Origin of the sequence: Microbacterium protaetiae (assembly GCF_004135285.1) — a bacterium.
Classification (GTDB): domain Bacteria; phylum Actinomycetota; class Actinomycetes; order Actinomycetales; family Microbacteriaceae; genus Microbacterium; species Microbacterium protaetiae.
Genome location: NZ_CP035494.1, coordinates 903,136 through 916,709, shown reverse-complemented (window position 1 = coordinate 916,709; position 13,574 = coordinate 903,136). Strand labels below are relative to the sequence as shown.

Annotated in this window: 17 protein-coding genes; 9 read left to right on the top strand and 8 right to left on the bottom strand. The window is 66.5% G+C overall.

Annotated features, from left to right (window positions below):
- Positions 1-105 precede the first annotated feature (105 nt).
- Positions 106-375 (top strand): helix-turn-helix domain-containing protein, encoded by a 270-nt coding sequence (locus ET475_RS04170; RefSeq protein WP_129386298.1) that lies wholly within the window; start codon positions 106-108, stop codon positions 373-375.
- A 68-nt stretch (positions 376-443) separates the two neighbouring features.
- Positions 444-1,175 carry a type I restriction enzyme HsdR N-terminal domain-containing protein gene (locus ET475_RS04165; protein ID WP_129386296.1) on the top strand — a complete coding sequence of 244 codons (732 nt, stop codon included), beginning with the start codon at positions 444-446 and terminating at the stop codon, positions 1,173-1,175.
- 166 nt (positions 1,176-1,341) lie between these two features.
- Here the strand turns inward: ET475_RS04165 and ET475_RS04160 are convergent, their stop codons facing one another.
- The gene (locus ET475_RS04160; RefSeq protein ID WP_165310730.1) at positions 1,342-1,932 is read right to left on the bottom strand and encodes a class I SAM-dependent methyltransferase; all 591 of its coding nucleotides are present in this window, start codon (positions 1,930-1,932) and stop codon (positions 1,342-1,344) included.
- Positions 1,933-2,023: 91 nt separating this feature from the next.
- Here ET475_RS04160 and ET475_RS17760 point away from each other — a divergent pair, with 91 nt between their 5' ends.
- From ET475_RS17760 to ET475_RS04135, 6 genes are all read left to right on the top strand, one after another.
- Entirely contained in the window at positions 2,024-2,290 is a 267-nt protein-coding gene (locus tag ET475_RS17760; RefSeq protein ID WP_165310728.1) for a ribbon-helix-helix protein, CopG family, read from the top strand.
- A complete protein-coding gene (locus tag ET475_RS04155; RefSeq protein ID WP_165310726.1) occupies positions 2,287-2,700 on the top strand; it encodes a type II toxin-antitoxin system VapC family toxin in 414 nt (137 codons plus the stop codon). Before ET475_RS17760 ends, ET475_RS04155 begins: the two co-directional genes overlap by 4 nt.
- Before the next feature lie 71 nt (positions 2,701-2,771).
- Positions 2,772-3,182 (top strand): DUF4870 domain-containing protein, encoded by a 411-nt coding sequence (locus tag ET475_RS04150; protein ID WP_129386290.1) that lies wholly within the window; start codon positions 2,772-2,774, stop codon positions 3,180-3,182.
- Between the two features lie 101 nt (positions 3,183-3,283).
- Positions 3,284-4,672, top strand: a complete 1,389-nt coding sequence (locus tag ET475_RS04145; RefSeq protein WP_129386288.1) for a glycine--tRNA ligase — start codon at positions 3,284-3,286, stop codon at positions 4,670-4,672.
- A gap of 400 nt (positions 4,673-5,072) precedes the next feature.
- Complete coding sequence (locus tag ET475_RS04140; protein ID WP_129386286.1) at positions 5,073-5,705, top strand: AMP-binding protein; 633 nt, start codon at positions 5,073-5,075, stop codon at positions 5,703-5,705.
- Positions 5,702-6,277: a hypothetical protein gene (locus tag ET475_RS04135; protein ID WP_129386284.1), complete on the top strand. Its 576-nt coding sequence runs from the start codon at positions 5,702-5,704 to the stop codon at positions 6,275-6,277. The genes ET475_RS04140 and ET475_RS04135 overlap by 4 nt, the downstream gene beginning before the upstream one ends.
- Here ET475_RS04135 and ET475_RS04130 read toward each other — a convergent pair.
- Positions 6,258-7,211, bottom strand: coding sequence for an AraC family transcriptional regulator (locus ET475_RS04130; RefSeq protein WP_207205403.1), 954 nt, complete (start codon positions 7,209-7,211; stop codon positions 6,258-6,260). The genes ET475_RS04135 and ET475_RS04130 overlap by 20 nt on opposite strands.
- 11 nt (positions 7,212-7,222) lie before the next feature.
- Here ET475_RS04130 and ET475_RS04125 point away from each other — a divergent pair, with 11 nt between their 5' ends.
- On the top strand, positions 7,223-8,110 hold the full coding sequence (locus tag ET475_RS04125) for an SDR family NAD(P)-dependent oxidoreductase (RefSeq protein WP_207205402.1): 888 nt from the start codon (positions 7,223-7,225) through the stop codon (positions 8,108-8,110).
- A gap of 5 nt (positions 8,111-8,115) precedes the next feature.
- Here ET475_RS04125 and ET475_RS04120 read toward each other — a convergent pair whose 3' ends face one another.
- The 6 genes from ET475_RS04120 to ET475_RS04095 form a co-directional block, all read right to left on the bottom strand.
- Positions 8,116-8,553: a hypothetical protein gene (locus ET475_RS04120; RefSeq protein WP_129386282.1), complete on the bottom strand. Its 438-nt coding sequence runs from the start codon at positions 8,551-8,553 to the stop codon at positions 8,116-8,118.
- 28 nt (positions 8,554-8,581) lie between these two features.
- Positions 8,582-9,217: a hypothetical protein gene (locus ET475_RS04115; protein WP_129386280.1), complete on the bottom strand. Its 636-nt coding sequence runs from the start codon at positions 9,215-9,217 to the stop codon at positions 8,582-8,584.
- A gap of 111 nt (positions 9,218-9,328) precedes the next feature.
- Positions 9,329-10,666: an LLM class flavin-dependent oxidoreductase gene (locus ET475_RS04110; protein WP_129386278.1), complete on the bottom strand. Its 1,338-nt coding sequence runs from the start codon at positions 10,664-10,666 to the stop codon at positions 9,329-9,331.
- Positions 10,663-11,436 (bottom strand): ABC transporter ATP-binding protein, encoded by a 774-nt coding sequence (locus ET475_RS04105; protein ID WP_129386276.1) that lies wholly within the window; start codon positions 11,434-11,436, stop codon positions 10,663-10,665. Before ET475_RS04105 ends, ET475_RS04110 begins: the two co-directional genes overlap by 4 nt.
- Positions 11,412-12,299: an ABC transporter permease gene (locus tag ET475_RS04100; protein WP_129393646.1), complete on the bottom strand. Its 888-nt coding sequence runs from the start codon at positions 12,297-12,299 to the stop codon at positions 11,412-11,414. Before ET475_RS04100 ends, ET475_RS04105 begins: the two co-directional genes overlap by 25 nt.
- Positions 12,299-13,375 carry an ABC transporter substrate-binding protein gene (locus tag ET475_RS04095; protein ID WP_129386274.1) on the bottom strand — a complete coding sequence of 359 codons (1,077 nt, stop codon included), beginning with the start codon at positions 13,373-13,375 and terminating at the stop codon, positions 12,299-12,301. Before ET475_RS04095 ends, ET475_RS04100 begins: the two co-directional genes overlap by 1 nt.
- Between the last annotated feature and the right edge of the window lie 199 nt (positions 13,376-13,574).

The window sequence follows — 13,574 nt, the reverse complement described above, 5'->3', positions numbered from 1 at the left end:
TCTTTCGGCACCCACCACTCCCCTCACCCCAACTGATTTGGAGTGTACTAGTACCCGGGGACATGCACCCTGGCGCGATGAACCGGTGGCCAAGACCCTTGAGAGGTGCCTCGAGTCCCCTCTGCCGCAGCCGCGCATATCGGCACGCAGATAGTGCGGGCCCGCCAGGGGCGAAAGATGACCCAGGATCAGCTGGCGGCAGCCACCGGCATCGACTCGTCGAACATCCGCAGCTATGAGGGCGGGCGGGCGACCCCCAGCATCCACAGCCTCGTGCGCATCGCGGTCGCGCTCGATGTTGAGCCGGGTTCGCTTATTGAGGGGCTCACGCTGGCGCACTTCGCCCCAACAACCCGCAGTCGCAGGGCGAGTTGAGATCGCCGCTGGCTGACAGCGACGTGCAGAAACCACACCTCCCAACCCCCGATGCATGAGGAGCATGAATGAGTGAGACAGCCACCCCCTCCGCGAAACCCGCCGGACCGAAATGGGAAGCCGACGCGAAGGACGACATTCGAACCGCACTCCGCAAGTTTCAGAAGCCTCTTCAAGAACTGGTGCAGCGTGACGCCAATGAGGGCGACACGCGCCTGCTGGTCACCGACTTCCTGTGTGTTGCGCTCGGGTACGACAAATACGAAGACCTCACGACGGAATACGCGGTACGCGGCGAGTTCGCCGACTATGGGGTGCGCATCGAGAAGCAACTCGTGGCTTTCATCGAAGTGAAGCGCGCCGCGCAGCAGCTCAACGCCCGTCATCTGCGCCAGGTTGAGACGTACGCCGTTAAGGAGGGGCTGGAGTGGATCATCCTCACCAACGGACAGACATGGCAGGCGTATCACGTCACAGTCGTCACTGGGCAGCAGGTGTCAACCACGCTCGCTCTGGAGGTCGATGTGCTGGGTGACGAGACGACGGCGAAGAAGGTCGAGAGACTCTTCCACTTGCATCGGTCTGCGCTCAAGCGTGACACCATCAGTGAACTCTGGAAGCGTCAGGCGGCGACCTCGCCGCAGGCGCTCGCCGATGTCCTTCGTAGTCCCGCTGTTCTCGATGCAATGCGCAAGGAGATCCGGAGACAAAACAGTTTCAACGCGGATGTTGATGAGCTGGGACGGATCATTCGAAGCGGTGTGATTCGTCCGGAACTCGTGATCGACGCCAAGAAGTAGCCGCATCTTCCGCCGCGCGCGTTCAAAACTCAGCCCGTCTCGAGCTTTCGACGCCGTAAACCCCCCGAATTGAGCCGATCGCGCACAGATGGGCTGTGTTTTGAACGCCGGACCCAACGCCGGGCCCGACGCCGCGCCCCGGCGACGGCACCCGCGGGCGCTGCCCCTACTCCGCCACAACCCCCTCATACAGCAAAATCGACTCGGGCGGCAGCGGCCGGTCGTGCACGCGCCGGTGGCGCACCTCGACGTCGGCGAAGCCGGCCGCGCGCAGCGCGGGCAGGGGGTCGCGGTCTTGGTGGCATCCGCCGCACCAGCGCTTGGTGAACGGCGTCGCCACGCGCTGCAGAGTGCGCATGGTCGCGCTGTGCGGCGCGAGCACGTGCTCGACCAGCAGCATCCTTCCGCCCGGCACCAGCACCCGCCGCGCCTCGTGCAGCGCCATGAGAACGTCGTCGACGGTGCACAGCACGTAGGTCGCCACGACGGTGTCGACGGATGCCGCCTCCAGCGGCACGTGCTCGGCAACAGCATCCATCGGCAAAGCCTCATGACTCCACTCGCGCGCTCGCCGCGTGAGTTCCGCGCGCCGCTCGGGGTCGGGCTCGAGTCCCTGCCAGAGGATGTCGGGCGCGAAGGCGCCGAAGTTCTCGCCGCGTCCGGCTCCGAGCTCGAGCACACGCCCGCGCGCGCGGCCCATCAGCTCGCGCTCGAGATCGTCGAGCGCGTCGTCGTCGATCATCTCGGGTTTGGGCATGGCTCCAGTCTGCGTTGCCTGCGGCATCCATGACCAGGACATCTGTCACCCAAGTGGTACCAGTTCGACGGTGAAGTGGTACCATGAGTTCATGGCCATGAACCTCCGGTTGCGACCCGACGCCGCTGATGCGCTTCGTGCCGAGTCTGAACGCACGGGGCTCAGCCAGCAGGAAATTCTCCGCCGCGCCGTAGACGAGCATCTCGGCCTCACACAGCATCAACTCCGCGCACGACAGTGGCCCGATTGGGTTGAGCCCCCGACGGAATCCATGCGCCCGGTGAGGGCATGGGTCAGTCCGCCGCCGGGAAGTTCGATGGTCGACGTTCTCGACGAGTTGCGCGAAGAGCGACTGTGACGACTGTCTATATCGACTCCAGCGCGCTGGTGAAGCGTGTGGCGAACGAGCAGGGTGCCGCCGAGCTGCGCAGCGCGATCGATGGTGCAGCCGGGGCGGGCGCCCAGTTCGCGTCGTCGATACTCGCTCGGATCGAAGTGGCCCGTGCTATGCGTGCACGGCTCGAAGCTGAAGATCAGCGAGATGTGACGGCCGGTACGTATGAGGCATTCGTCGGGGTCTCGCTCGTTCAGATGACGCGTCCGATCCTCGAGAGCGCGCGAGTCATCGGCCCCCCGGTATTGCGCACGCTTGATGCCATCCACATCGCGACTGCTCTCGCCCTTGGGACTGACGAGCTGTGGACCTATGACATCCGGATGGCGCAGGTGGCCGAAGGCCTCGGCATCCCTGCTCGTCTCCCCGCGTGACCTGGTCATCGCACATAAGAGCGTCGACCACCCTGGCGCCCGGCATCGGCCCACCCCTATGATTAGGCGCCATGACGACACCGCCGATTCCTCCGCAGCAGCCCCCGCAGCAGCCGCCCGTGCCGCCGCAGGGCCCCTACGGTCAGGCGCCGCAGCCGCTGAACCCCGCCGACGAGAAGCTCTGGGCCACTCTGATCCACATCGGCGGCATCTTCTTCGAGTTCCTGCCGGCACTGATCGGGTATCTCGTTCTCAAGGACCGCGGACCGTTCATCAACGCGCACACCAAGGCGGCGCTGAACTTCCAGCTCACGCTGATCATCGCGTTCATCGTCGGCATCATCTTGACGTTCATCATCATCGGCGTCTTCATCATCATCGCCGCGGCGATCTTGAACGTCGTGTTCTCGATCATCGCCGCGGTGAAAGCCAACAAGGGCGAGTTCTACACGTATCCGTTGACGATCCCGTTCATCAAGTGAGGGCGGCGGGCTCTCTCAGACCCCGCCGATAGAATCGAGGATGCCGCTGCATGCGGCATCCTCTTTTCTTCTTTCTCCCCCTACCGACCATTGGAGCCACCGTGGCCGAGCCCTCTCGCCTCGACAAAGTCATCGCCCTCGCCCGCCATCGCGGGTTCGTGTTCCAGGCCGGTGAGATCTACGGTGGTTCGCGCTCGGCGTGGGACTACGGCTCCCTGGGCACCGAGCTGAAGGAGAACATCCGGCGGCAGTGGTGGCAGACGTTCGTGCGCGGCCGCGGCGACATGGTGGGGCTCGACTCGTCGGTCGTGCTGCCCAAGCGCGTGTGGGAGGCCTCGGGGCACCTGGCGACCTTCACCGACCCGCTCGTGGAGTGCCTGCAGTGCCACAAGCGGTTCCGCGCCGACACGCTCATCGAAGACTTCGAGGCGCGCAAGGGCCGCAAGGCCGAGAACGGGCTGGCCGACGTGCCGTGCCCGAACTGTGGCACGAAGGGCAAGTACACCGAGCCGAAAGAGTTCTCGGGCCTGATGAAGACCTACCTCGGCGTCGTCGAAGACGAGTCGGGGCTGAACTACCTGCGCCCCGAGACGGCGCAGGGCATCTTCATCAACTTCGCCAATGTCGTGCAGACCTCGCGCAAGAAGCCGCCGTTCGGCGTCGGTCAGGTGGGCAAGGCGTTCCGCAACGAGATCACTCCGGGCAACTTCATCTTTCGCACTCGCGAGTTCGAGCAGATGGAGATCGAGTACTTCGTGCCACCGGCTGAGGCGGGCGAGTGGTTCGAGCACTGGGTTGAGGAGTGCTGGGACTGGTTCGTCGACCTCGGGATCGACCCCGCCAACATGCAGCGGCTCGATGTGCCCGAAGACGACCGCGCGCACTACTCCGACGGCACCATCGACATCGAGTACCGGTTCGGCTTCGCCGGGCGCGAGTGGGGCGAGCTGATGGGCATCGCCAACCGCACCGACTTCGACCTGACCAACCACACCGAGGCGTCGGGCCAGTCGCTCACCTACTTCGACCAGGCATCCGGCCAGAAGTACATCCCGTACGTCATCGAGCCCTCGTTCGGTCTGACCCGCGCGATGATGGCGTTCCTCGTCGACGCGTACCGCGAAGAAGAGGCGCCCAACGCCAAGGGCGGCACCGACACCCGCACGGTGTTGGGCCTTGACCCGCGGCTGGCGCCGGTCAAGGTCGCCGTGCTGCCGCTCTCGCGCAACGAGAAGCTCTCGCCGCTTGCGCGCGAACTCGCCGACACGCTGCGCGGCCACGGATGGAACACCGACTTCGACGATGCCGGAGCCATCGGCCGTCGCTACCGCCGACAGGACGAGATCGGCACCCCGCTGTGCGTCACCGTCGACTTTGACTCGCTCGACGACGACGCGGTGACCGTGCGCGACCGCGACAGTATGGCGCAGGAGCGCGTGCCGGTCGCCGAGGTCGAGCAGTATCTCGCCGAGCGGTTGAAGGGCGCGTAGGGATCACGCTCGTTCAGCGCCCTTCGTCTCGTCGCTCCGCTCCTCGCTGAGGAACCGCGAAGCGAGCCGAAACGACGGCGTGAAGACGCGACGCTGTTCGTCAGCGACCTCGACTTCACGCTGCTGCGCAGCGACGCCAGGCTGGCCGGCGGCGCGGTCCGGGCTGGCGGCGCCTCGCCTCGAGTGAGCCGTCGCTCAGTCGTCGCATATGGCCCCTCCTGCGCCGGCGGAGGGGCAATATGCGACGACTGAAATTCCGGGGCTTCCGGTTGTGTCGTCGCATATGGCCCCTCCCAGCGCGTTCCGGGGGCCATATGCGACGACTGAACCGGGGGAGGGCGGGCGCGCCAGGTGCGGAGGCCGGGGTGATGGTGCGCTGACGGCCAGCTAGGCTTCAGCCATGAATCCCCGCGCCGACAGCGTCGACGGCGTCCTTCGCGGCAGCGCCGCACGCCACCCCGACCGCACCGCCCTGACCTTCGAGGAGCGGGCCCTCACCTATCGCGAACTCGACGACGCCGTCTCGCGCGCCGCCGCGTGGCTGCTCGATCGCGGCGCACGGAAGGGTGATCGCGTCGCCGCGTACGGCACGAACTCCGACGCGTACCTCATCGGCTTCCTCGCGTGCGCCCGTGCCGGACTCGTGCATGTGCCGATCAACTACGCGCTGTGCGGCGGCGAGCTGAGGTACCTTCTCGAGCTCTCGGGCGCGCGCATCGTGCTCGTCGATCCGGCGCTGGCTGCGGCATCCGCCCCCGTCTGTGCCGTCATCCCGTCGGGCGAGGCTGAGGCGCGGGCCTTCACGGGAACGTACCGGTACGCTCCCGACAGCCTGCAAGGGTTCGTCACGCGCCTGCAGGATGTGACGCATTTTGCAGATTCGCAGGACGTCTACGCGGGACTCCGACTCGACTACAACAACTCCCAGTTCCACTCGATCCTCGACGGTGTCTTGAAGGAACAGCCGACCGGCGGGCCTGTCTGGATGAGGGTGACTGATGCCTGGCGTCATGTTGACGGCACGGCCCCGTGACGACGATGGGTGAGCGGTTGCATCCGCGGGGCTTGTTCGGGCGGATCGACGGTGTGGAGATTCCCTTCCTTGGAACAGGGCGGGCCGGCAGTTTCGATGTGCCGGTCGACTGGGTGACTGCGAAGACGGCGGACCTTCCCGGGCGCTATCGAACGTCGAGTCTGGACGGGTCGGCACCGTTGGATTCGTCCGCCCGTCGGGTTCCTCGTTCCGACGTGTCGGATCTTCGGCAGTGGGACTGGTTCGTCCTGTTCGAGGGTGAGTGGTTCCGGGTGCTGAATGAGCGGGGCGGGAAGTTCCTCATCTCGACGCACTGGTATTCGCGAGCGGTCGCTGATCCGCGTTGGAGCGGCGATCATCACAGCGGCTGGGATCAGTGGGTGGACGCCGAGGACGCCCAGATTCAGGCTGTGTCGTACCCTGCGGGCGCGAAGCCCGCCGCTCCGCCGAGGGTGAGGCCTGGTGACATGACGTTCGTGCGGATCGGAGAGGCCTGCACCCGCGCGGCCTCTTCGGTGTTCTGGATGGGGACTGGTTCGTCCTGTTCCGCCGTCAGTGGTATCGGGTTCTGATTGAGCGTGGTGTGGCGCGCGACTCAACGGCGTGGGATCGGTAGGCGCCCGGGGTCCGGCCGCGGTCGCGCGCGAAAGCACGCGTGAAAGACGGGACGGATCGATAGCCGACAGCGGCTGCGACTTTCTCCACGGAGTCGGAGGTGTCGCGAAGGCGGACGGCGGCCACGTCCATGCGCCATTGAGCGATGTAGTCGGCCGGTGACAGGCCCATGGCGGCGGCGAACCTGCGCGAGAGAGTGGCTCGGGACACTGACGTCGCCGCCGCCAGCGACGATGTCGTCCAGTCGAATGCCGGGTCGCGGTGAATCAGGGTGACGGCCTTTTCGACCACGGGGTCGTCAGCCCAGCCGAGCCAGGTGCCACGCCGGCCCGACGGCCGCAGCGCTATCCAGGCCCGGACCATGCAGATGAGAACGATGTCGATGAGACCGTCGATGACGGCGGTCGTGGCCAGTTGCGGCTGATCTAGCTCGCGGCCGAGAAGAGTGACGATGTCGTCGAGATACGCGGCCCCGCCTTCGCCTCCGACGATATGGATGAACCCGGACATCTCGTCGACCACCTGGGTGCGGGTGGCGTGGTCGCAGTCGTAGAAGACCGTCAGTATTCGCGTCAGGGTGGGCCCGGCACCGACCGTGAGAGCACGTCGCGCTCCGTCAGGGGGGAACACCGTCGGCTCCCCCGTGTCGTCCTCGGGTCGATCGGTGATGTGGTGCGGAACGCGGGCGGGCGTCATCACGACGTCGCCGGTCGCGAGATGCAACGGTGTTCGGTCACCTGTTGTCAGCCAGGCGTTCCCGGCGAGCACAGCGTGCATCGCCATTCCCGGGTATTCCTGTACCGAGACCTGCCAGGAGCTCCCTGCCTCGATCCGCGCTCCGAGCACACCGCGAAAGTTCGAGACGCGCAGCACTTCTGTCACCACATCCATCCAGCGATCCTATGACGCGTCCGTGGTCTTTCGTGACGCATATAGATAAGAAAACTGCGCAGATAAAGCATCGACTGCTTCAGATCGTCGTTCTAGCCTCGGATGAGTTCATCGAATGCCACGTGAAGGAGAAGCGCATGGAACTGCACGGAGCAACAGCATTGGTCACCGGAGTCGGCATCGACAACCTGGGACACCACCTTGTCCGACAGCTGATCGAACGAGGCGCCACGCGCGTTTATGCGGCAGCTCGACGGCCCGAGAACGTGCACGTCGATGAGGCGGAAATCATCCGCCTCGACCTCACCGATGCCGCCTCGATCGAGGGGGCGGCACGAGCTGCCGCAGACGTCGACATTCTGATAAACAACGCCGCGACCTTCGCCGGTGACCTCAACTTCATCGACGCTGACCTCGACAGGGTGCGACGCCTGTTCGAGACGAACTTCTATGGGACGCTTCGGATGGTGCAAGCTTTCACGCCGATCCTTGAACACAATGGCGGCGGCGCGATCCTGAACGTACTGTCGGCAGCTGCCTGGTCACATTTGGACGGTGTCGACGTCTATGGGGCCACAAAGGCAGCCGGCTGGAGGATGACGGAATCGCTCCGCCACGAACTCGCTCCGCGCGGCATCCAGGTGAGCAGTCTGCTTTTCGGGATGGCAGCCACACCGACACTGCGCGCTTACGCCGATGCTGTCGCCGGCCCCGGCGTCATGGACGCGATGATGACGCCACCCGCCGAGATCGCGCGCATCGCACTCGACGGCATCGAAGCCGGCCGCAGCCAGATCCTCGGCGACCGACTCGCCGTCGACGCCAGAGCCGCACTCGCGGATGACCCCGAACCGGTTGTGATCACATCGCCGCGCGTCGTGGCCCACGGAGTCAGCTGACGACGTCAACCGACCATCACGCGCACCAGATTGATGATGAGCACGACCACCCCGAGAACAGCGATGAGAAACGGCCACAGTCGCAGAGGGATGGCGAAGAAGGTGGATCGGGGCTGAACGACGGCGGGCACGGTGGTCCCGGGGATGACGGCCGGAACCATTTCTGTCGTCTGCACGGCGCCGTTCGCCAGTCGGCGGGACTCTGCGAGCTGGCGCGCGACCATCATCGGGCGCGGCTCGTCGAGGTGGCGACGAACGACGAATCGCTCGAAGAAGAAGAGCCCGACGGCAGAGAGGACGAACCCGACACCGACGAAGATTCCGTTCACCGCACTCTCATCGAGGCCACCGAGTCCGAAGGCTGCCTTGAGGGCGAAACCCAGCCCCACTCCCACACCGATGAAGATGACGGCGAAGAATCCCCACCGCGTCCAGATGATCATCCGTTGTCCTCTCGTATCGGTCGTGGTGTTATGACGCTGATTCTGCGGCAGGCAGAGTGAACGTCAGTGGGCTGACATCGGTGTCGAGTTCGTCGCTGTGCGTGGCAGTGAACACGACCGCATCCGGTGTCGTGCCCTCGGGCATGACGAAGACGAGACACCCCACGGCCTGTTGCTTCACGTCAGTGGCCTGCTCGGTTTCTTGCTCGGGGCAGTTCATGAGGTCGGAGGGAACGCTGAGCATTGTTGCGTGCTCGTCGCTGGTCGTATCGACGGCGGTGAGCTGGTGCATGGGGCTTGCGTGATGGTCTCCCTCGAGCACCGAGTACGAGATGTTGGCGTAATAGGCGATGGAGTCGTCGGGGAGTCCGCCGGGGATCGTGACGTCATCGAGGTCTGACGCGGTGCCCTTGCGCACAGGTCCGGTCTTCATCGCGACAACGCTGACGCGGGGATCACCGACGGAATCGTAGGTCTGCAGGACGCCCCATTCGCCAGCCGCGACCGTTGAACCGGGCTCGCTGAGTGAGGTTGCATCGGGCAGGCCCGTAGCCGCAGTGGGAAAGACCGGATCCGGATCGCCGCCGGCTGAGCACCCGGCCAGTGCGGTGCTCGCGACGATTCCACCGACGATGAGAAGAGGGAGGGATGAACGAAATCTCACCTGACCATGCTAGGTGGTCATAACTGGGGGCCGTGTTGCGCGGCCGCAGCGACCCGGGATGCCGCTGCCCGGGCGGGCGCGGCGACCCGGGCAGCGGCATCCTGGTGAATCTCACTGCACCGACGCCAGGGTGTATTGGTTGACGGGCCGCGGCAGCCCGTAGTGCTCGCGCAGCGTGCGGCCCTCGTACTCGGTGCGGAACAGCCCGCGCTCCTGCAGAATCGGCACGACCCGCTCCACGAACACCTCAAGGCCGGAGGGGAGGACGGCGGGCATGATGTTGAAGCCGTCGGCCGCGCCGTTCTCGAACCACTGCTGAATGGTGTCGGCGATCTGCACGGGCGTTCCGGTGAAGGTGCGGTGCCCCCGTCCACCGCCGAGGCGGCCGATCAGCTCGCGCACCGTGAGATTCTCACGCCGAGCGAGATCGACGATGAGCGAATACCGGCTCTTCGATCCCTCGACGGCATCCTCTCCGGGAAGATCGTCGGGCAGCGGTGCGTCGAACGCCAGCGTTTCGGGGTCGACCTTCAACGTCTTGGCGAGTTGCCGCCGTGCGTATTCGGGGGTGATCAGACGGTCGAGCTCGGCATCCAGCTCGCGTGCCTCGGCCTCGGTCTCGCCGATCACCGGCACAAGCCCCGGAAGCACCTTCACGTGCTCGGGATCGCGCCCCTGGGCCAGCACCCGGCGCTTGATGTCGGCGTAGAAATCCTGCGCCTCTTCGATCGTCGGCTGGGCCGTGAAGATGGCTTCGGCCCACCTCGCGGCGAACTCCTTGCCGTCTTCGCTCGAACCGGCCTGCACGAGCAGCGGATATCCCTGGGGACTGCGCGGCGCATTCAGCGGCCCCGCCACGCGGAAGTGCTCGCCGCGATGACCGATCGCGTGCACCTTCGCGGCGAGCGTGTGCACCCCCGCCGCTTTGTCGGCGACGATCGCGTCGTCCTCCCACGAGTCCCAGAGCTTCGTGGCGACCTCGAGGAACTCCGCGGCCCGCTCGTATCGCGCCCGGTGCAGTGGCTGGTCTTCCAGACCGAAGTTGCGCGCGGCGGCCTCACCGGCCGTCGTGACGATGTTCCAGCCCGCGCGCCCATCCGAGATCCAGTCGACCGATGAGAGGCGACGCGCGAGGTTGAACGGCTCGTTGTATGAGGTCGAGGCCGTCGCGATCAGCCCGATCCGGGAGGTCGTCGCCGCGAGCGCGGTCAGCAGCACGGTGGGCTCGATGCGGCCCTGCGGCCGGCGTCCGACGTCGCCGGCGAGCGCCGGTCCGTCGGCGAGGAACAGCGAGTCGAACTTCGCGTCTTCCGCGATGCGCGCCAGCCGCCGGTGGTAGTCGAGGTCGAGATGCGCGCGCGGGTCGGCGTCGGGCAGACGCCACGAGGCCTCGTGGTGGCCGGTGTCGTGCAGGAAGAGGTTGAAGTGCAGCTGTCGTTCGGTGGTCATGAGTTCTCCTCACGGTTGTGATGGTGGTTCGGGTCGGTGTCGACGCCGAGAGAGGCGAGCAGCAGCTCGCGATAAGACGCGACCTCGGGGTGGGCGGCGCTGCGGTCCGGCGGCAGGTCGATGTGCAGGTCGAGCGAGAACCGTCCGTTCTCGATCACCAGCACGCGGTCGGCCAGCAGCACCGCCTCGTCGACGTCATGGGTGACCAGCAGCACGGCCGGACTGTGCACGCGCAGCAGTGTGCGCAGCAGCGAGTGCATGCGGATGCGGGTGAGTGCGTCCAGCGCGCCGAACGGCTCATCGGCCAGCAGTAGCTGCGGCTCGCCGACCAGCGAGCGCGCGAGGGCTGCGCGCTGCTGCTCGCCGCCCGACAGCTCGTGCGGCCAGGCCCGCTCTCGGCCGGCCAGGCCCACTTCGGCCAGCGCACGGCGGCCGCGCTCTCGTGCCTCGGCGCCGGGCCGGCCCAGCACGATGTTCTCGAGCACGCGTCGCCACGGCAGCAGGCGTGAGTCCTGAAAGACGAGCGAGACCCGTGGCGGCACCAACACCTCGCCGCTGCCGTCGACGGTGTCGTCGAGTCCGGCGACGGCTCGCAGCAGCGTGCTCTTGCCCGATCCGCTGCGACCGATCAGGGCGACGAACTCGCCGCGCGCGATCTCGAGGTCGATGCCGTCGAGCACTGTGCGGTCGCCGAACGATCGATGCAGGTCGACGGTGCGCAGCGCGGCGGTCGACGTCGTCGGCGTCAGCTCGCGAGAGTGCGTCGCCATGACAGCACCCTCCTTTCCAGAAGTCGCACCAGCGCGTCGGAGGTGAAGCCGAAGACCCCGTACACGAGCAGGCCGACGAGGATGATGTCGGACTGTGCGTACAGCTGCGCCTGCGCCATCATGTAGCCCACGCCCGAGGTTGCGTTGATGGTCTCGACCACGATCAACGCCATCCACGACCCGACCACGGCGAGTCGGAACCCGACGAAGAACCCGGGAAGTGCACCGGGGACGAGCACCGAGCGCACGTACTGCCAGCGGTTGAGCCGCAGCGACTCGGCCAGTTCGATGTATTTGACGTCGATGCCGGTCAGGGCGCTGTAGGTGTTGATGTAGATGCGTATCAGCACGCCGAGGGCGACGATGGTCACCTTGAACTCCTCGCCGATGCCCAGCCACAGGATCAGCAGCGGAATCAGCGCGAGCACCGGAATCGCACGCTTGACCTGAAGCGTTCCGTCGACGAGTGCCTCGCCGAGCCGGGTGAGGCCGGCGACGATCGCCAGCACCACACCGGCGATCGTTCCGATCGTCAGCCCCAGCACGGCGCGCCACAGCGAGGTGCCGACGTTTTCGCCGAGCGTGCCGTCGGCGATCAGCCGCCACGTCGTGCGGATGACGGCGTCGGGTCCGGTCAGCAGGCGGGGATCGAGAAGACCGAGGGATGCCGCGGCCTGCCATACCGCGAGCAGCAGAAGGGGTCCGAGAAGCCGAGAACCCGGGCGGGACCTTCCCCGGCCGAGCCGGTGGCGCTGCGATTGCCGCGAGAGCTCGAGCTTCGGCGCGGATGCGGCATCCCGCGGGATCGTCGGCAGCGACCCCACGACGGGGCCCGGCTCGGCGAGGATCGACTTGGTGGACATCATCCCTCCCTCGTGTACTGCGCCGCCACGGCGGCGGCGGCATCGTGCTCGAAGCGCCGGTCGAAGAGCTCTTCGGCGTCGAATCCCTTGTCGATGAACCCGCCGTCGGCGAGCAGCCCGATCGACGACTGGGCCCAGTCCACGGCCTTGTCCCAGTCGTCGGGGAACAGCGGTTTGTTGGCCGTCGCCCAGATGCGGTCGGCGTCGGTGTCGGAGACCCCTTCGGTGTCGACGTAGTAGAACTTCTTCCACGCGTCGGCGTGCTCCCACGCCCAGACCTGTCCCTGTGCCCAGGTGCGGATGTAATCGCGGATCGCCCGCACATTGTCGTCGTCGGCCAGGACTTCCGCCGGCGCCCAGAGCACAGTGAGCAGATCAGGCACCTGCGATGGGATGGCTCGTGCTCCGTCTTGCGCGTAGTCGTCGATGTATTTGGTGACGGCCGGCTCACTGAGCGGTGCGACATCGACCTGTCCGCCCTGCAGCGCCGTCAGGAACTGCGTGCTGGGCAGATCGACCAGCTCGACATCGTCGTAGTCGATGCCTTCGGCCTGCAGTGTGCGCAGCACCGTGTCGCCCTGCGACTGCCCCTGGGAGAACGCGATCTTCGTGCCGCGGAAGTCGGCGAACGACGAGATGTCGGTGCCCGGGGCGGTTGCGAATACGTAACTCGGCTGCGGCCGCTCGAGCACGGCGACGACCTTCGCGTCGAAGCCGATGGCGTGCGCTTGGATCGGCGGCAGGATCGCGTTCGAGGCGATGTCGACGGCATCGGCGCGGAACGCCTGGATGACATCGGGGCCGGCGCCGACGTTCACCCAGTCGCTCACGGCGAAATCCAGCGGAGCGATCGCCGAGCCGGCGGCCTGCAGCTGTAGCTGTGTCGTGCGCCCGGCCACGCGCAGACTCGTGTCGGCAGAGGGGGTGCCGGTGGGCAGTGGCTTATCGGGGGAGTACTCGGCAGCAGACGAGCTCGTGGTGGCACAGCCGGCCAGTGCCAACAGCGCGAGCAGCGTCGCGGCTGCCACGGGGGCACGCCGGCCCGGTGGCCGCCGGGCGAATCGGGGGAGTGTCATGTCGTGTTCCTTCCGCGGATGGGTTGCCCGAAAGCTTGCGGCGCACGCGGCTGGACTGTCCAATAAGAGTCGGTGCGGCATCCCATCAGCGGTTCCGATCGTTCCGCCGTGATCCGCGTCTTTCCGCGGCTCACGGGCAACCGGCGTCGCCCGGCCCATCGGCTGCCGCCGGTCACACGCGACGCACCGTGACGGCGTG